Source organism: Streptomyces gamaensis, assembly GCF_042656465.1.
GTDB lineage: Bacteria > Actinomycetota > Actinomycetes > Streptomycetales > Streptomycetaceae > Streptomyces > Streptomyces gamaensis.
Genome location: NZ_JBHSPB010000021.1, coordinates 81,883 through 97,955 on the forward strand (window position 1 = coordinate 81,883; position 16,073 = coordinate 97,955).

At 72.7% G+C, this 16,073-nt stretch carries 17 protein-coding genes; 8 read left to right on the forward strand and 9 right to left on the reverse strand.

The window, feature by feature from the left end; genetic code table 11:
• Window positions 1–7: 7 nt before the first annotated feature.
• Window positions 8–616, reverse strand: a complete 609-nt coding sequence (locus tag ACFP1Z_RS27380) for a hypothetical protein (protein ID WP_390320312.1) — start codon at window positions 614–616, stop codon at window positions 8–10.
• Between the two features lie 219 nt (window positions 617–835).
• Between ACFP1Z_RS27380 and ACFP1Z_RS27385 the strand changes: the two genes are divergently transcribed.
• The 5 genes from ACFP1Z_RS27385 to ACFP1Z_RS27405 all read left to right on the forward strand — a co-directional run bounded on the left by ACFP1Z_RS27385 (window position 836) and on the right by ACFP1Z_RS27405 (window position 6,578).
• Window positions 836–1,705: a bifunctional methylenetetrahydrofolate dehydrogenase/methenyltetrahydrofolate cyclohydrolase gene (locus ACFP1Z_RS27385; RefSeq protein WP_390320313.1), complete on the forward strand. Its 870-nt coding sequence runs from the start codon at window positions 836–838 to the stop codon at window positions 1,703–1,705.
• Window positions 1,695–2,414 carry a DUF3017 domain-containing protein gene (locus ACFP1Z_RS27390; RefSeq protein ID WP_390320314.1) on the forward strand — a complete coding sequence of 240 codons (720 nt, stop codon included), beginning with the start codon at window positions 1,695–1,697 and terminating at the stop codon, window positions 2,412–2,414. Before ACFP1Z_RS27385 ends, ACFP1Z_RS27390 begins: the two co-directional genes overlap by 11 nt.
• A gap of 157 nt (window positions 2,415–2,571) precedes the next feature.
• Window positions 2,572–3,798 carry an NADP-dependent isocitrate dehydrogenase gene (locus ACFP1Z_RS27395; RefSeq protein WP_390320315.1) on the forward strand — a complete coding sequence of 409 codons (1,227 nt, stop codon included), beginning with the start codon at window positions 2,572–2,574 and terminating at the stop codon, window positions 3,796–3,798.
• Window positions 3,799–4,036: 238 nt separating this feature from the next.
• On the forward strand, window positions 4,037–5,116 hold the full coding sequence (locus ACFP1Z_RS27400) for an XRE family transcriptional regulator (RefSeq protein ID WP_390320316.1): 1,080 nt from the start codon (window positions 4,037–4,039) through the stop codon (window positions 5,114–5,116).
• A gap of 472 nt (window positions 5,117–5,588) precedes the next feature.
• On the forward strand, window positions 5,589–6,578 hold the full coding sequence (locus ACFP1Z_RS27405; RefSeq protein ID WP_390320317.1) for a malate dehydrogenase: 990 nt from the start codon (window positions 5,589–5,591) through the stop codon (window positions 6,576–6,578).
• 105 nt (window positions 6,579–6,683) lie between these two features.
• Here the strand turns inward: ACFP1Z_RS27405 and ACFP1Z_RS27410 are convergent, their stop codons facing one another.
• Complete coding sequence (locus ACFP1Z_RS27410) at window positions 6,684–7,142, reverse strand: winged helix-turn-helix transcriptional regulator (RefSeq protein WP_390320318.1); 459 nt, start codon at window positions 7,140–7,142, stop codon at window positions 6,684–6,686.
• Between the two features lie 88 nt (window positions 7,143–7,230).
• Here ACFP1Z_RS27410 and ACFP1Z_RS27415 point away from each other — a divergent pair, with 88 nt between their 5' ends.
• Complete coding sequence (locus ACFP1Z_RS27415) at window positions 7,231–8,415, forward strand: MFS transporter (protein ID WP_390320319.1); 1,185 nt, start codon at window positions 7,231–7,233, stop codon at window positions 8,413–8,415.
• On the opposite strand, the gene ACFP1Z_RS27420 is transcribed toward ACFP1Z_RS27415, so the two are convergent.
• The 6 genes from ACFP1Z_RS27420 to ACFP1Z_RS27445 all read right to left on the reverse strand — a co-directional run bounded on the left by ACFP1Z_RS27420 (window position 8,412) and on the right by ACFP1Z_RS27445 (window position 14,739).
• Window positions 8,412–9,167 (reverse strand): class I SAM-dependent methyltransferase, encoded by a 756-nt coding sequence (locus tag ACFP1Z_RS27420; RefSeq protein WP_390320320.1) that lies wholly within the window; start codon window positions 9,165–9,167, stop codon window positions 8,412–8,414. The two genes, ACFP1Z_RS27415 and ACFP1Z_RS27420, sit on opposite strands and share 4 nt — an antisense overlap.
• A gap of 54 nt (window positions 9,168–9,221) precedes the next feature.
• Window positions 9,222–10,412: an aminotransferase class V-fold PLP-dependent enzyme gene (locus tag ACFP1Z_RS27425; protein WP_390320321.1), complete on the reverse strand. Its 1,191-nt coding sequence runs from the start codon at window positions 10,410–10,412 to the stop codon at window positions 9,222–9,224.
• Between the two features lies 1 nt (window position 10,413).
• Complete coding sequence (locus ACFP1Z_RS27430) at window positions 10,414–11,733, reverse strand: pyridoxal-phosphate dependent enzyme (protein WP_390320322.1); 1,320 nt, start codon at window positions 11,731–11,733, stop codon at window positions 10,414–10,416.
• On the reverse strand, window positions 11,730–13,196 hold the full coding sequence (locus ACFP1Z_RS27435; RefSeq protein ID WP_390320323.1) for a type III PLP-dependent enzyme domain-containing protein: 1,467 nt from the start codon (window positions 13,194–13,196) through the stop codon (window positions 11,730–11,732). The genes ACFP1Z_RS27430 and ACFP1Z_RS27435 overlap by 4 nt, the downstream gene beginning before the upstream one ends.
• 137 nt (window positions 13,197–13,333) lie before the next feature.
• Entirely contained in the window at window positions 13,334–13,885 is a 552-nt protein-coding gene (locus ACFP1Z_RS27440) for a GNAT family N-acetyltransferase (RefSeq protein WP_390320324.1), read from the reverse strand.
• A 230-nt stretch (window positions 13,886–14,115) separates the two neighbouring features.
• Window positions 14,116–14,739 (reverse strand): TetR/AcrR family transcriptional regulator, encoded by a 624-nt coding sequence (locus ACFP1Z_RS27445; protein WP_390320325.1) that lies wholly within the window; start codon window positions 14,737–14,739, stop codon window positions 14,116–14,118.
• A 71-nt stretch (window positions 14,740–14,810) separates the two neighbouring features.
• Here ACFP1Z_RS27445 and ACFP1Z_RS27450 point away from each other — a divergent pair, with 71 nt between their 5' ends.
• Both ACFP1Z_RS27450 and ACFP1Z_RS27455 read left to right on the forward strand, forming a co-directional pair.
• On the forward strand, window positions 14,811–15,038 hold the full coding sequence (locus tag ACFP1Z_RS27450) for a hypothetical protein (RefSeq protein WP_390320326.1): 228 nt from the start codon (window positions 14,811–14,813) through the stop codon (window positions 15,036–15,038).
• Window positions 15,035–15,193: a hypothetical protein gene (locus ACFP1Z_RS27455; protein WP_390320327.1), complete on the forward strand. Its 159-nt coding sequence runs from the start codon at window positions 15,035–15,037 to the stop codon at window positions 15,191–15,193. Before ACFP1Z_RS27450 ends, ACFP1Z_RS27455 begins: the two co-directional genes overlap by 4 nt.
• A 32-nt stretch (window positions 15,194–15,225) precedes the next feature.
• On the opposite strand, the gene ACFP1Z_RS27460 is transcribed toward ACFP1Z_RS27455, so the two are convergent.
• Window positions 15,226–15,747 (reverse strand): GNAT family N-acetyltransferase, encoded by a 522-nt coding sequence (locus tag ACFP1Z_RS27460; protein WP_390320328.1) that lies wholly within the window; start codon window positions 15,745–15,747, stop codon window positions 15,226–15,228.
• Window positions 15,748–16,073: the final 326 nt, after the last annotated feature.

Sequence of the window (16,073 nt, forward strand, 5' to 3'; positions counted from 1 at the left end):
GCCGCGCTCAGTGGCGCGGGCGGCGGAACCACTGCGTGGTGGGCTGCTTGGCCGCGAAGACGATCACGAGGATCGACAGGACGAGGGTGGCCAGGCCCAGGCCGAACACGGCGACCGTGGCGAAGCCGCTGATGATGCCGAAGGACGCGTAGACGATCGAGCCGATGCGGACGCCGTTGCCGCCCTTGGCGTAGCGGACGGCGAGCACGATGCCGAGGACGGCGAAGACCAGGGCCAGTACGGCGAGGAAGCCCACGACGCCCTTGCTGGTGTTGAAGATTGTGTCCGCGTCGACCGTCTCACCGTTCCGGTTGGTGAACGTCTCGCCGTTGGTCTCCTCCGCGGCCTTTTTGAAGACCGCGACCATCGAGAAGCACAGACCTGCGATGATCACGTGCAGACCGGCGATGACGTACAGCATGACGCGGGCCGTCTTCGCGGAGCCCGGCATCTCCAGCGGCGCGAGCGGTGCGCCGTAGGGGGCGTGGTAGCCGGCCTGGGCCTGCGGGTAGGGGGCGTACGGCTGGCCCGGGGCGGCGCCCTGCTGCGGGTAGCCGTAGCCGGGAGCGGGCTGCTGGGGCTGCCCGTAGGGGTTGTTCTGGTCGCCGAAGCTCATGGTTGTGGGAGTTCCTCCGTTGATGACGTGCGGGGACGACGCGGACGTCCGGAGGAGCAGTGGTGTCGGCGGCTCGCCCCCCGCTTCGCCCGCGGCACGCGGATCATCGTGATCGGGCCTTCCGTTTTTGTCCAGCTGATACCTCTGTGAGCGATGCATAAGGGCGCGTGGATCCTCCCGGATTGGAACCCTGGCCGCCGGATCCGGGAGGATGGGGGTATGACCGCCCAGATTCTCGATGGCAAGGCCACCGCCGCAGCGATCAAGTCCGAACTCACCGCCCGTGTGGAGGCGCTGAAGGCGAAGGGGGTCCGGCCCGGCCTGGGCACCCTCCTCGTCGGCGACGACCCCGGCAGCAAGTGGTACGTCGCGGGCAAGCACCGCGACTGCGCCGAGGTCGGCATCGCCTCGATCCAGCGTGAACTGCCCGGCACCGCCACGCAGGAGGAGATCGAGGCGGTCGTCCGCGAGCTGAACGACAACCCCGAGTGCACCGGTTACATCGTCCAACTCCCGCTCCCCAAGGGCATCGACACCAACCGTGTGCTGCAGCTGATGGACCCCGCGAAGGACGCGGACGGCCTGCACCCGATGAGCCTGGGCCGGCTCGTGCTCAACGAGCCCGCCCCGCTGCCGTGCACCCCGCACGGCATCATCGAGCTGCTGCGCCGCCACGACGTGGAGATCAACGGGGCGCACGTCGTGGTCGTCGGGCGCGGGGTGACCGTGGGCCGTTCGATCGGTCTGCTGCTGACCCGCAAGTCGGAGAACGCGACCGTGACGCTGTGCCACACCGGCACCCGGGACCTGTCGGCGCAGCTGCGCCAGGCCGACATCGTCGTCGCCGCCGCGGGCGTGCCGCACCTGGTCAAGCCGGAGGACGTCAAGCCGGGCGCGGCCGTACTGGACGTGGGCGTCTCGCGCGACGAGAACGGCAAGATCGTCGGCGATGTGCACCCGGGCGTCGCCGAGGTGGCCGCCTGGATCTCCCCGAACCCGGGCGGCGTCGGCCCGATGACGCGGGCCCTGCTGCTCGTCAATGTCGTCGAGGCCGCGGAGCGCGCCGCCGGAATCGGCGATGCGGGCTGAATCGGGCGCGGGCTCGCCTTCGGGCGGGGGCGCGTCGGGCGAGCGGCCGTCCGGCAACGGTACGGCCGCCGGCCGTACTTCGCCGTCCGGCGAGGGGCCGGGGCGGAAGCCGGGCGCGGCCGCGGAGCCCGTCGGCGGCCCTGAGAAGCCCTCCCGGGGCGCGGGCGCGGGTATGGGCACGGCAGGCTCGTCCGGGGACGCCTCCGCGCGGCGGCAGGCTTCCGGCAAGGGCTCGCGCGGAGAGCCGGCCTCCCCGAAGGCCTCCGCCGGCCGGGCGCCCGGTTCCGGGGAGCCCCGGAACGCCCGGGAGGCCCGCTCCGCGAGGTCGCGGCGGCCCCCGAAGTTCACCCAGGACACCGCGCGGCCCGAGGGCGGCGGGCGGGCGGCGCCCGGGGGTGCCCCGGCGCCGGCCCGGCAGTGGCCGTTGCTGACCGTGCTCGCGGTGACCGGCGCGGGGCTGCTGACCGTCGCTCTCGGCGCCCCCCGCGCCGGGACGCTGATCATCGGGCTCGCGCTCGTCGGGGCCGCGGTGCTGCGCTGGGCGCTGCCGTCGGTGGGCATGCTGGCCGTCCGTTCCCGGTTCACCGACGTGATCACGTACGGCGGGCTGGGCGCGGCCATCGTGCTGCTGTCGCTGATGACGCAGCCGCACCCCTGGCTGAAGCTGCCGTTCCTGGACGAGGTCCTGCACTTCGGCGTGGGCCGGTAGCCGGGGCGGCGCCGGAGGGGACGGACGTGCCCCGGCAGCCGCCCCCGCCGGGGCCCGTACGGCCCGTACGTCACTCACGGCCGGCGGCGTGGGCCGGGGCTATGTTGAGGGCGAGAGTTCCCGTCCTGCCCCGCGCGCGAGAGGGACGTACCACGCCATGGCCAAGACCAACAGGATCACGGTAGCCGCGCCCGTCGTCGAGCTCGACGGCGACGAGATGGCCCGCATCGTCTGGCGGGCCGTCAAGGAGACGCTCATCCTGCCGTATCTCGACGTCGAGCTGGAGTACTTCGACCTCGGGATCGAGAACCGGGACGCCACCGGCGACCGGGTCACGGTCGACGCCGCGCACGCCGTCGGCAGACGCGGCGCCGGCGTGAAGTGCCCGACGATCACGCCGGACGAGGCCCGGGTCGAGGAGTTCGGCCTCAAGGCGATGTACCGTTCGCCGAACCTCACGATCCGCGGGATCCTCGGCGGCGTGCTCTTCCGCGAGCCGGTCGTCGTCCCCGGTCTGCCGCGCCCGGTCCCCGGCTGGACCGAACCGGTCGTCATCGCCCGGCACGCCTGCGGCGACCGCGCGACGGAGCTGCGGGTGCCAGGAGAGGGCACGCTGACCCTGGCGTTCACCCCCAAGGACGGCGCGGAGCCCGTCGAACTGGAGGTGTACGACTTCCCGGGCCCCGGCGTCGCCCTCGCGACGTACGACCTGGACGCCTCGGTCCGCGATTTCGCGCGCACGGCCTTCCGCTACGGGCTGGAACGCGGCTGCCCGGTCCACCTCTCCACGAAGAACGTCTCCCTCAAGAAGTACGACGGCCGCTGCAAGGCGCTCTTCCAGGAGGTCTACGACGCCGAGTTCCAGGCGGACTTCGAGCGGGCCGGGCTGGTCTACGAGCACTGCGGCGCCGACGCCATGGCGCGGGAGGTGTTCAAGCGGCCCGGCGGCTTCGTGTGGGCCTGCAGGAGCCACGACGCCGACGTCTTCTCGGGCATCGTCGCGCAGGGTTTCGGCTCGCCGGGCCTGATGACCTCGGTCCTGCTGACGGCCGACGGCCGCACCCTCCTCGCGGAGGCCGGGCACGGCACGGTCACCCGGCACTACCGCCAATACCAGCAGGGCGGGGCCGCCGCCACCGACCCGGTCGGATCACTGTTCGCCTGGACGCGCGCGCTCGCGCACCGGGGCGCCCTCGACGGCACTCCGGAGGTCACCGCTTTCGCGCGCACACTTGAGCAGACCTGCGTCGAGACCGTCGAGGGCGGTCAAATGACCAGGGACCTGGCGCAGTTGACCGGCCCCGACCGGTCCTGGCTGACGACCGAGCAGTTCCTCGCGGCCGTGGACGAGAACCTGGGCAGGAAGCGGGCGGCCTCGGTCTGAGGGCGCGGGGAAGCGGGGCCGGGTCACCATCCGGTATCGGGGAGTGCGCCGGAAGTGACCAGGGCGCATACTGATCGGCGATCGACCCCAATGCCACCGTGCGCCCCGTCACCGGGAACTGCCATGCTGGGGTGGGGCATCCCTTCTGGGTAGCACCGGGCTGCGGGAAGGGGCGCCCGGCGGCACGGCAACACGGCACGGGCAGACCACCGCACGTATCGGGGGACAGGGGAGTGCAATGCCTCGTTCTCGCTGGAGGGCGCTACCGGACGAACTCGACCCGGAGGTCCGCGAGTTCACCGAACAGCTGCGCAGGATCGTCGAGGGCAGTGGCCTGAGCCTGGGCGCCGTCGCGGACCGCACCGGCTACAGCAAGACCTCGTGGGAGCGCTATCTGGGCGGCAGACTGCTGCCGCCGCTGGGTGCGGCGGAGGCCCTGGCCGAGGTGACCGGCACCGACGTCGGTCACCTCGGCACCTTGTGGGAGCTGGCCGAACGGGCCTGGAGCCGCTCGGAACTGCGGCACGACGTGACGATGGAGTCGGTCCGGGTCGCCGAGGCGCGGGCCGCGCTGGGGGTCGTCCGCGCGCCCGCCCCCCGGGAGCCGGTGACGGCCGCGCCGCACCCCGGGGCCCCGCGCACGCACGCGGACACCGAGGAGATACGGGCGGCGGAGCGGCCCGGGGCAGCGGGGGCGCAGGCGGGGGCCCTGGTGCCCAGAGGCCCGGCGCAGTCGCCCGATCTCCGCGACCGCGCCATCCCCGACGAGCGGGGACACACCTCGCGCAGCCGTATCACCCTGTTCGTCCTGAGCGCCGTGGGTGCCGCGCTGGTGATCCTCGCGGCGGTGCTGCTGCTCGGCTCGGGCGATGACGACTCCTCGCCGGGCGCGGCCCCGCAGCCGGCCGCCCCGCCCGCATCCGGCCCCGGACCGTCCTCCTCCGCCGCGAGCGCGTCGGCCGCCCCGGCCGACGCCCGCTGCGCCGGCGCCGCCTGCACGGGCAGGGACCCGCAGACGACGGGCTGCGGCGCGCAGGCGTCGACGGCGCGGACCGCCACGGTGGGCACGGCCCGCATAGAGGTCCGCTACAGCGCCGTGTGCGGGGCGGCCTGGGCGCGGATAACGAAGGCCGTCCCGGGGGACACCGTGCGGATAAGCGCCGTCGCGAAGGCCGGTGAGCCGGCCCGTACCGAGTCCGGCAAGGTGGCCCGCGCGGCCGACGGTTACACCCCCATGGTCGCGGTCGCCGGCCCCGGCGAGGCGAAGGCGTGCGCGACGCTGACGTCGGGCGTGAAGGGCTGCACGGCGGCGGGATGAGCGCGGCGGTACCCACCGGGGGCGGCTGCTCGCACGGTGGAGGGGGAACGCGAACAGCCGCCCGGTGGTGCACCCGTGGGGGGTGGTGGGGACCGTTTGCCCGCGATCCGGGGCGGCATGCAAGGCTTTGCCGAGGCGTTATCGGGCGGGTATCGGGCGGGGTCCGTGAGCCGGGCGGGAGGGGTGCGTTCCGGGGCATCCCGCCGGGCCGGCACGGGAGTTGGCTGCCCCAGGAGGCCCGTACCGGCCCGTTGGGCGCGGAAGCCCCGGGCGTACCGGCGCACCCTTACACCCCGGGCGTCCCGCGCGCACGGCGCGTACCCCGTGGCGGGCCGACGGTGAGGCGTCCCACACGGGGGCGGCCGCTCACGCGGAGCGCGGTCGGATAGCCTGACGCCGGGTCTCCAGCACACCGGCGGAGATCCCCACTCTGGGCAGGGACACCCACACCGGTTCGCAGCAGGAGATCGCCATGACCCGCACTCCCGTCAATGTCACCGTCACCGGCGCTGCCGGTCAGATCGGCTACGCGCTGCTCTTCCGCATCGCCTCCGGTCAGCTCCTCGGCGCGGACGTGCCGGTCAAGCTGCGGCTCCTGGAGATCCCGCAGGGGCTGAAGGCCGCCGAGGGCACGGCGATGGAGCTCGACGACTGCGCGTTCCCGCTGCTGCGCGGCATCGACATCACCGACGACCCCAACGTGGCCTTCGCGGGCGCGAACGTCGCGCTGCTGGTGGGTGCCCGTCCCCGCACCAAGGGCATGGAGCGCGGTGACCTGCTGGAGGCCAACGGCGGCATCTTCAAGCCGCAGGGCAGGGCCATCAACGACCACGCCGCTGACGACATCAAGGTCCTGGTGGTCGGCAACCCGGCCAACACCAACGCCCTGATCGCCCAGGCCGCCGCGCCGGACGTGCCGCGCGAGCGCTTCACCGCGATGACCCGCCTCGACCACAACCGCGCCGTCTCGCAGCTCGCGCGGAAGACCGGCGTGGCCGTCTCCGAGATCCGCAGGCTGACGATCTGGGGCAACCACTCCGCGACCCAGTACCCGGACATCTTCCACGCGGAGGTCGCCGGCAAGAACGCCGCCGAGACGGTGAACGACGAGGCGTGGCTGGCCGACACCTTCATCCCGACCGTCGCCAAGCGCGGCGCCGCCATCATCGAGGCCCGCGGCGCCTCCTCGGCCGCCTCCGCCGCGAACGCCGCCATCGACCACGTCCACACCTGGGTCAACGGCACCGCCGAGGGCGACTGGACCTCCATGGGCATCCCCTCCGACGGCTCCTACGGGGTGCCCGAGGGCCTCATCTCCTCCTTCCCGGTCACCGTCAAGGACGGGAAGTACGAGATCGTGAAGGGTCTGGAGATCAACGAGTTCTCGCGTACCCGTATCGACGCCTCCGTCCAGGAGCTGGTGGAGGAGCGCGAGGCCGTCCGCGGCCTCGGCCTCATCTGACCCCCGGTCACCCGGCCCCACATCGGCCACGGTGCGCAGCTCTGCGCACCGTGGCCGATTGCTTTTCTCCCGGAGGATTTCCCGGATTTCCTGGATTTCCCGGTTCTACAGGGGTCTTTGGACGTGGGTGGAGTCGGCGTCGAGGAGGGTGCCGTCGGCGCCGGCCGGTGCGACGGCGGGCACGGGGGTGCCGTGCCGGTCGACCAGGGTGGAGTGGGCCTCGCCGGGGGAGAAGGCGTGCCGCTCCCCCCACTGGCGCAGGGTGAGGATGACCGCGAAGAGGTCGCGGCCCGCGTCGGTGAGCACGTATTCCTGGCGGCGGCCCGAGGGTGCGGTGCGCTGGGCGAGGAGCCCGTGAGCGGTGAGCTTGCGGAGCCGGTCCGTGAGGATGTTGCGGGCGATGCCGGTGCGTCGCCGGAACTCGGTGAACGACCGTGCCCCGTCCATCGCGTCGCGCACGACGAGCAGGCTCCACCGGTCGCCGACGAGGTCGAGCGTACGGGCGACGGGGCAGTCGGGGTCGGTCCATTCGGAGTTCGGGGCGCTCGCGGTGGAACGCGGCATTGACACCTCCCGATGGGTTGCGGATTGAAACCATCATGCCGTAGCGTCAAAACGGTTGCGATCTGCTACTGATTTGGGGTGGGGCGTGATGAACGGGTGGCGGCGTCTGCTGCTCGCGGTGGTGTGCGGGGTCGCGGTGGCGAGCATCTATGCCGCGCAGCCGGTGCTGGAGCCCATGGGACACGACCTCGGCCTGTCGCCGGACCTCTCCGGATGGATCGTCTCGACCGGCCAGTTCGGCTACATCGCGGGCCTGTTGCTGCTGGTGCCGCTCGGTGACGTGGTGGCCGACAGACGCCGGCTCATCGCCGTGCACCTGGCGGCCACAGCGGCGGGCACGGCGCTGACAGCCGTCGCATCGGCTGCGTGGACGGCGTTCCTGGGGCTCGCGGTGGCCGGGGTGTTCGCGGTCGTGGTGCAGACCACGGTGGCCTACGCCGCGTCGGTCTCGCCGCCCGCCGAACGCGGACGGACCATCGGTGTCGTGACCTCGGGTGTCGTGATCGGCATCCTCGGCGCGCGCGTCGTCACCGGCGCCCTCGCCGACGTGTGGAGCTGGCGGAGCGTCTACGCCGTGCTCGCGGCCCTGTCCGTCGGGCTCGCGGCCCTCGTCCTCGCCGTACTGCCGCCGGACGAGCGGCCCGGGGGACACCCCGCTCCGGGCTACCGGCACACCCTCGGCTCGCTCGGCGGACTGTTCACGGAGCGCCTCTTCCTGACGCGAGGGATCGTCACGTTCTTCCTGTTCGCGTCGTTCGGGACGCTGTGGAGCGGCGTGGCCCTGCCGCTGGCGGACGCGCCGTGGCACCTGACCGAGAGCCAGATCGGTCTCTTCGGCATCGCCGGTCTCGCCGGTGCGCTGGGCGCGGCACGCGCCGGCCGGTGGGCGGACGCGGGACGGGCGGCCCCGGTCAGCGGCTTTGCGCTCGTCCTGCTGATCGCCTCGTGGGCGGCGATCGGGCAGCTGACGTGGGCGCTGTGGCTCCTCGTCATCGGCATCGTCGCCCTCGACTTCGCGGTCCAGGCCGTGCACGTGAGCAACCAGCACATGCTCACCTCCGCGCACCCCGAGCGCCTCAGCAGCGTCATCGGCGGCTACATGGTCTTCTACTCGCTCGGCTCCGCGCTCGGCGCGGCCGCGACCACCGCCGTCCACGCCGCGCACGGCTGGGCGGGCTCCAGCCTCCTCGGCGCCGGCTTCGCGGCCTGCGGCCTGCTCGTCTGGGCGGCCGGCGGACAGGCCGGACCGGCACGCCCGACGAAGTCCCGCTAACGCACCGCGACCAGGACGTGGCTGTTGCCGAACTGCCAGACCGGGCCCACGTGTTGGAAGCCCGCCGCGCGCAGCAGCGCCGTGTGCTCGGTCAGCGTCGGATGGCAGTCCTCGCCCGCCGGCAGGGAGCAGCGGCGGCGGGCGGCGAGCAGGGCGGTCAGCTCCGGGTCGCAGGCGACCGCCGCCCACCAGGAGTCCCAGTCCTCGTGCCGGTAGGCCCGCAGCCGCTCGGCGCGGCGGCGGCCGACGGCGGCCGCGATGTCGGAGAGCCGCGGGGTGCCCTGGTGGAGGTGGTCGCCGTTGATGAGGACGCCGCCGGGCCGCAGCCGGGCGGCGAGCTGGCCGTAGACCCGGCGCAGGGCGGGTTCGCCCAGATAGTGCAGGGCCGTCGTGGAGACGGCCGCGTCCAGCGGGCGGTCCAGGGCGAGCCGGTCGAGCCAGCCGGGCGCCCCGATGACGGCCTCGACGTAGCGGGCGGCGTGCGCGTAGTGGGTGCGGCCCAGCTCCAGCAGCAGCGGATCGGCGTCCACGGCCAGCAGTTCGGCGTCCGGCAGCCGGCCCGCCAGCCGCGCCACCAGGGAGCCGGGCCCGCAGCCCAGATCGACGATCAGGGGGCTCGTGCGGCCGGCCGTCACGTACTCGACCACGTCGGCGATCACGGTGAACCGCTCCTCGCGGTCGACCGCGTACCGCTGCTGCTGGCACTCCCAGCGCTCGACCCACCGCGCCGCGGTCGCCGCGCTCAAGGCCATCCCGTCGCACCTCCCTCGCCGTCCGGCGGACGGCCCCGCACCGCCAGTTGAAAATCATTGCAGACTGGCGAGGACGGAGAGCAACGCGTCGATCTCCTCGGGGGTGTTGTGGACGTGCAGGCTGACCCGTACGGAGCTGTCCTTCTCGCTCGCCCCGGCCTGGCAGTGGCTGTCGCAGCGCACCATGAAGCCGTAGCTGAAAAGGATGAAGCCGAGATCGTTCGAGCCGATCTCGCGGTGCCGGAAGGTGACGATGCTCGTGCGCCGCTGCACCGTGGAGCCCGCGGGGAGACTGGCCCGGCAGCCCAGGACCTCGTAGGCGTCCAGCCCGCTCAGCCCGTCGGTCAGCCGGGCCCCCAGCGCGGTGCACCACTGCTCGACGCGGTCGGGGCCGGCCTCCTGGAGCCAGTCCAGCGCCGCTTCGAGACTCGCGATGCCGACGGTGTTGGGGGTGCCGTCCCAGCCGCCGGGCCGGAAGGCCGGCCCGCGCTGCTGCCGGGCCCACACGGCGCCCGTGCCCGGCAGGGCGAGCGTCTTGTGCCCGGAGAACACCAGGAAGTCCACGTCGAGTTCGGCGAGCGAGACCGGAAGGTGGCCGACGCTCTGCGCGGCGTCCAGACAGATCGGCACCTCGGGGCCGACCGCGCGCCGCACGCGGTGGACGTTCATGTCGGCGCCGTAGACGTGGTGCACGTGCGTGACGGCGACGAAGCGGGTGCGGGGGCCGACGAGTTCGCCGAGCCGCCGCGCATCGTAGTCACCGGACCCGGCCTGGCACGGCAGCGCACGGACCGTCACCCGCACGCCCTGACGCGCCAGCAGATCCCGGGCCTCCAGCCACGGCGCGAGGTTGGCCTGGTGGTCGGTGAACGGGACGACGATCTCGTCGCCGTCGGCGAGCAGGCCCGGCAGCCAGTCGCGGGCGATCGTCCGCAGCCCCTCGGTGGTGCCACCGGTGAAGTGCACGGCCGACCGCCCGGGCGCCGGATCGCCGAGGAACTCCTTGATCCGCTCCCGGGTCCGCTCCACCAGCGCCGTCGTGGTGTTGGCCCACGGGTAGGTGCCCCGGCCCGCGTTGGCGTTGGAGGAGGTGAGGTAGGACCAGGCGGCGTCCAGGACCGCCCGCGGCTTCTGCGAGGTGGCCGCGCTGTCCAGGAAGACCAGCCCCGGATGCGCCGTGATGATCGGGAACTGGGCGCGCAACGGCCGTTGCCACGCGGCGAGTTCCTCCAGCGGCCCGGCCATGTCAGTCCCGCACCAGCGGGGCGCCCGCGTCGCGCCAGGCGATGATGCCGCCGGCCAGGCTCCGCGCGTCGGGGTGGCCCATGCGGGTGAGCAGCGCGGCGTACCGGGCCGACTGGTCGCCGACCGGGCACGCGAGCAGCACCGGCTGCCGCTTGCCGAACGGCAGCCCGCCCCGCAGGAGTTCGCCGAAGAGCTCGTCCACGATGTTGAGCGAGCCCTCGATGTGCAGCGCCGCGTACGCGAACGGGCTGCGCAGGTCGATCACCAGAGGCCGGGCCGTGGCCAGCCACTCCCGGGCCGCCCGGGGCGTGATGCTCGGCGCGGACTCCACCTCGGTGTCGGTCAGGGTCGCCACCGAGTTCTTCACGGGCGGCCGGTCGAAGAGCTCGGGGCGGTGCCGGCGGACGTACCCGGTGTAGCTCTCCCCCCGGTCGCAGACGATGAAGACGGCGGTGGTCGGCTCCGGCAACTCCTCCTGTACGGCCCTCAGTTGCCGCACCGTGCCCGTGTACGCGGCCCCGCCCGTGGGTCCGGCGAGGATGCCGCAGCGGCGGGCGAGGACGAGCATGCCGTCGATGGCCTCGTCGGTGCCGACGGCCTCGATGGTGTCGTAGGTGCCGGGGTCGAACAGCCCCACCTCGTGCACCTCGTCGATGTTGCGGATGCCGGGGATGAACTCGGACTTGCGGGCGACGAGCCCGACGACGCGCACGTCCGGGTTGTGCTCGCGCAGCACCGCGGCCACCCCGGTGGAGGACCCGGCGGTGCCCACGCACGCCACGAACCAGTCCGGGGCCCGCCCCTGGAGGTCCGCCACGATCTCCGGCCCGGTGCCCTCCGCGTGCGCCTGGGTGTTACGGGCGTTGAAGTACTGGTCGGTGTGCAGATGGGCGCTGCCCGGCCGGGTGAGCTCCTGGTGGAAGAGGGTCAGCGGGTCCTCGGTGAGCATCGGGTCCAGACACTCGCTCTGCCCGGGCAGTTCCTCGATCTCGGCCCCCAGCAGCAGGAGCAGGTCCTTGATCTCCGGCACCCGCATCCGGTTGGTGACGCTCTTGAACGGCAGCCCGTGCAGCCCCGCGATGAGGGCCAGCGCCTTGGCGGTGTTGCCGCTGGACAGCTCCACGACGGTCTCGCCGCGCCGTACGGCCTCCGGCAGACCGGGCCGGGCCATGTGCCAGGCCGCGCGGTCCTTGACCGAACCGAAGGGGTTGAGCATCTCCAGCTTCGCGTACAGGTCGACGTTGCGCAGCCCGTGCACGGAAGGGTCGATGCGGACCAGCGGGGTGTCGCCGATGGCCTCGGTGATGCTGTCGTACCTCATGTCCGCTGCACCTCCGGACGCGTGACCGGCCAGTACTTCTCGTCGAGACACCAGCTCCAGCCGCCCGCGCCGGAGCGCCGCACGGCGACCTTGCGCGCGGGCGGCTGCCCCTGGGCGCGGGTGGCGTGGAAGTCCATGCAGTATCCCGCCGTGTTGGCGAAGGCGAGAAGGTCCCCGGGGCGGGGGAGCCGGGGCAGGAAGACGGTCCTGCGGGTGATGAGGTCGCTCTCCAGACAGAGGCTGCCGACGAGGTGCACACCTGCCGGTGCCCCGGCGGCCGGTCCGTCGCCCTGGGGGACCAGCACCGGATCCATGAGCACGCCGTGCTCCTCCAGCCCGATGTCGCTCGCCTTCGCCGCGAGCCGGACCAGGGGCGGCCCCGTGTCAGGGGTACGGACGTCCAGGACGCGCGCGAGCGTGAGCCCGCACTGGTCCAGCAGGGCCCGGCCCGGCTCGGTCCACAGCTCGCACAGGCTGTCCAGCAGCAGGGTGCCGAGCGGCCGGCCCAGCAAGGGGGCGGGCCGCGCGAGGAGTTCGTCCAGATAGGCGGGCCCGGCGACGGGTCGGTGGCAGGGGTAGAGCCCGAGGGTGCCGCGCAGCACCCCGTTCTCCGTACGCAGCCCGTAGCCGTGGCCTCCCCGGGTGAGCGGCTGCCCGCGGCCGAGGACGGCCTCGGCCAGCGCGCTGGTGTAGCGCTCCCACTGGGCGCCGTGCGCAAGGTAGTTGACGCCGAAGCCGCCGCCGATGTCCACGGCCCGGGGCTGGAATCCGCGCTGCCGCAGGGCGTCCAGCGCCAGCAGACAGCCTTCGAGGGCCACGGCCTTCTCGTCGAGGCTGGTGGTGTCGAGGTGGTAGGCGGTGCCGATGGGCTCGACGGTGTCGCGGTGGCGTTCGAGCGAGTCGAGGAGGGCGTCCAGCTCCTTGGGGTACGTACCGAAGCGGCTCGGCCGGGAGCGTACGCGCACCCCGGGGGACTCGAAGCCGGAGAGCCGCAGCAGGACGGGGACCCGGGGCAGGCCGTACTCCCGGACGAGCGCGGTGAGTTGCTCCAGCTCGCCCCGGCTGTCGAGATGGACGGTGGTCCCGGTGCGCGCGGCGAGCCAGAGGAACTCGGGGTCCTTGGGGCCGGTGCACAGGAGACGGTCCGGGGCGAAGCCGGAGCCGAGCGCGTGCTGGAGCTCGCGCAGGGAGGCGGCGTCGAGGGCGGCGTCGGTGGCGGCGAGGTGCCGGACCAGGCAGTGGGCACCGTTCGCCTTGTGGGCGAGGAGGACACGGCCCGTCAGCCGGTGGCGTCCGTACACGGCGCGGAAACGCCCGACGTTCTCGCCGAGTTGACCGGGTATCAGGACGGCCAGCGGCGATCCGAGAGCGCCGACGAGCGTGTGCAGGAATGCGCGTTCACCCAGCAGCGCGGCCAACGGCCGTTCCAGCCGCGGCTCCAGATATAACGGGTCCTCGTGCATCCCGGGTGTCCCTCCCAGCGTCCCCTGTACGGGGTGACGGCGGACCGCTTGTCAGCGTCGAAACGTTACGGTTCCTTTCCAGAAGTGCGCGGTTTACGCGCGGGGGGCGGGCGCGGGCAGGGGTATTGCCGAGGTTTTCACAGCGTGATCATCATGAGGATCTCGTCCCGGTCGTCCCCGGGCGCGACGCGCAGCGCTCCGGGCCGCCGTCCGGTCTCCTTCCAGCCCAGCCGCCGGTAGAAGTCCTCCAGCCCGAGCCCGGCCCGTACGGCCACGTGCAGTTGTTCCAGACCCATCTCGTCCCGGGCGAGCCGGGCGACGCGGCGCACCAGTCCGGCACCGATGCCCCGGTGACGGTGGGCGGGGTGCGTCTGGATGTGGTTGAGCGTCCCCCAGTGCGCGATGAACGGATGCGCCGACCGGTGCACGACCAGCCAGCCCGCGAGCGCCTCCCCGACGGTGGCCAGCAGCAGCCGGCTGCGGTCGGGGGCGAGCCCGGCGACGAGGTGGTCTGCGGCGGGCACGACATCCGCGAAGACGACGGGCGGGGGCGGGAAACGGTCGGAGACGACGGCGCCGCCGGCGTTGCTGACGGCGACCCAGCAGCCGATCAACTGGGCGCGGAGGGCGGGGGAGAGGTGGTGGGGGTGGGTGATCTGGGTGTAGGCGGGGGAGGGGTGGGCGGTCATGGGGGGTGATGGTGGCAGAGGCGGGGCGGGTGGGGGAAGGAAGGGCCAGCACCCGGGCAGCGCCATGGCGCCGGGGCGTCATGCGGGACGGCCCTCGTCGGGACGGGCATCCCGGCCGAGGGCCTGATCACCGTGGAACGGTAGCTTCCCGATGACTGGGTCGCAGTCTATGGCACGCGGCCCTTTCAACTCCCCTTCATCCACAGGCTCGTGGGCGGCGTGCTCCCCCGTCAGTCGAGGCCGCAGAGTTCGTCCAGGTGGGCGCGCAGCACCTCGGCGCAGTTCCGGGAGCTGACGAGATCGGGGTGCAGCACGGCGGTGAGGCCGAGTCCGTCGAGCAGTGCCGCCAGGCGTTCGGCCTCCAGGTCCAGATCCCGCCCGGGGCGCAGGGTTTCGGTCGCGTCGAGGCGCTCCAGGACGCGGCGGGTGAGCCGTCTGGTGGCCTGCGCGGTGCGGTGTGAGAGGCGCCGGAAGGCCGGGTTGGTGCGGGCGGCCGCGGTGAAGTCGTGGAAGACGGTGACCTCCGCGCGCCGCTGCTCGTCCAGGGGCAGCAGCTCGGCCAGGAAGTCGGCCGCCAGGCGCAGCCGGTTCGCGCGGTGGTGCCCGGCCAGGTCGCCGATGTGCTCCAGGCGCCGGTTCAGCCGGGCTTCGAGGCGGTCGAGCATCGACTGCATCGCGAAGTTCATCAACTCCTGCTGGCTCGCGAAGTAGTGCCGCAGGGAACCGATGTTGAGCCCGGCTTCGTCGGCGACGGAGCGCAGGGAGGCCCGTTGCAGACCGTCGCGCACGACGACCCGGAAGAGGGCGTCGACGACGTCGCGGCGGCGGGCATCGGGGTCGACGAGTTTCGGCATGCCCCTGTTGTATCACGGCCGTGATAAATTGTTTGTGTCACACACGTGATAAATAACGGTGGGAGGCTCGTGTGGAGCGCTATCTCGATCTCATGCTTCTCCGGTTCGGCCTGGTCGCGGGCGGCATCGTGGTGCTGGCCCTGGTGGCCTTCGCGGTCGCCGTGACCCTGAAACGCCGGGGCGGGCTCGACCGGGCCCGCCGCTACGCGGACCCGGCCGTACGGGCCGCGGCGCGGGCCGCCGCCCGGCGGCTGGAGGGCGATTCCTCCCGGTCGCGGCGAGGGGACGGCCGGCGGTGAGCGGCCGTACCGTCGCGGCGGCGGACTCGTCCTCGCTCCTGCATCACTTGCTGATGGACTACGTCGTCAAGGGCGTCATCGTGGTCGTGGCCCTGGCCGTCCTGGCGATCGGGATGGTGGTGGTCTGGCGGAGGGCGGGCCGGGGGAGGGGGTGACGCGCGGACCTCAACGCACCGGCGTCGTCAGGTCACTTGTGGATGACGAGCAGCATCGTGTCGTGCAGCTCCGCCCCGTCCACCGGGCGCGCCCGGCCGGTCTTCCTGTATCCCCAGGCCCGGTAGGCGGCCTGCGCCGCCCCGGCTTCCGGGTGCACATTGAGCCGTACGTACTCGGCCCCGGTGCTCTCGACGACCGCGTCGTGCAGGCGGCGGGCGATGCCCTGGCCGCGCCAGGGTGCGCGTACGGCCAACTCCAGGAGGTCGAAGCCGTGTTGGCCGCCATCGGCCAGCAGGCGGCCGAGCGCCATGCCGACGGGCTCGCCCGTGTGCGTACGGGCGAGGGCGGCCCGGAAGGAGCGCTCCCGGGCCGCCGTCCGGAAGCGGTGGAACGTCGCCGCGACGTCGTCCTCGGTCTCGCGGTAGGGCGGTTCGGCGAACGCCTCGGCGTAGATCCGGCGGAACGCCTCCTCGGCCCGCGCGGCGGCCGGTGCCTCCAAGTGCTCGACAGTGATGCCTTGTTGTGCCCTGTGCGCCATGTGTTCAACAGCCATTCTGTGCAACGGAATTCATCGGTTCAGGGGAGAAAGGTGTGCTGCCTCATCGGTGAGCAGCCTTCCCCTGCGTGACCCCATAAAGCCATACCAATCGCATATTGCGGGATGAAACGCCGGAGGAAAGTGGCCCGGGCGGGCGTGTGGTTGACCCCTCACTATTGCTGTCGTCAGGGGCTGGCACGGCCAACAGACGCGTGGTTATGATCTTGCCGAAGGAGCGGGAGATCCGTGCGGATGTAATTGATTCTTTCCCGCTCGATTCCCGGCGGCCGTATCGAGAAATATCGAGAACGCGGCGCCTGCCGGGGACACTTGGCAACTGG

Bases quoted from the DNA above. Each gene is read 5' to 3' on its own strand.
- ACFP1Z_RS27405 (WP_390320317.1), top strand. From the start codon at position 5,589: ATGACCCGCACTCCCGTCAATGTCACCGTCACCGGCGCTGCCGGTCAG.
- ACFP1Z_RS27385 (WP_390320313.1), top strand. From the start codon at position 836: ATGACCGCCCAGATTCTCGATGGCAAGGCCACCGCCGCAGCGATCAAG.
- ACFP1Z_RS27425 (WP_390320321.1), bottom strand. From the start codon at position 10,412: ATGGCCGGGCCGCTGGAGGAACTCGCCGCGTGGCAACGGCCGTTGCGC.
- ACFP1Z_RS27440 (WP_390320324.1), bottom strand. From the start codon at position 13,885: ATGACCGCCCACCCCTCCCCCGCCTACACCCAGATCACCCACCCCCAC.
- ACFP1Z_RS27380 (WP_390320312.1), bottom strand. From the start codon at position 616: ATGAGCTTCGGCGACCAGAACAACCCCTACGGGCAGCCCCAGCAGCCC.
- ACFP1Z_RS27460 (WP_390320328.1), bottom strand. From the start codon at position 15,747: ATGGCTGTTGAACACATGGCGCACAGGGCACAACAAGGCATCACTGTC.
- ACFP1Z_RS27390 (WP_390320314.1), top strand. From the start codon at position 1,695: ATGCGGGCTGAATCGGGCGCGGGCTCGCCTTCGGGCGGGGGCGCGTCG.
- ACFP1Z_RS27395 (WP_390320315.1), top strand. From the start codon at position 2,572: ATGGCCAAGACCAACAGGATCACGGTAGCCGCGCCCGTCGTCGAGCTC.
- ACFP1Z_RS27400 (WP_390320316.1), top strand. From the start codon at position 4,037: ATGCCTCGTTCTCGCTGGAGGGCGCTACCGGACGAACTCGACCCGGAG.
- ACFP1Z_RS27445 (WP_390320325.1), bottom strand. From the start codon at position 14,739: ATGCCGAAACTCGTCGACCCCGATGCCCGCCGCCGCGACGTCGTCGAC.
- ACFP1Z_RS27430 (WP_390320322.1), bottom strand. From the start codon at position 11,733: ATGAGGTACGACAGCATCACCGAGGCCATCGGCGACACCCCGCTGGTC.
- ACFP1Z_RS27410 (WP_390320318.1), bottom strand. From the start codon at position 7,142: ATGCCGCGTTCCACCGCGAGCGCCCCGAACTCCGAATGGACCGACCCC.
- ACFP1Z_RS27420 (WP_390320320.1), bottom strand. From the start codon at position 9,167: ATGGCCTTGAGCGCGGCGACCGCGGCGCGGTGGGTCGAGCGCTGGGAG.
- ACFP1Z_RS27415 (WP_390320319.1), top strand. From the start codon at position 7,231: ATGAACGGGTGGCGGCGTCTGCTGCTCGCGGTGGTGTGCGGGGTCGCG.
- ACFP1Z_RS27435 (WP_390320323.1), bottom strand. From the start codon at position 13,196: ATGCACGAGGACCCGTTATATCTGGAGCCGCGGCTGGAACGGCCGTTG.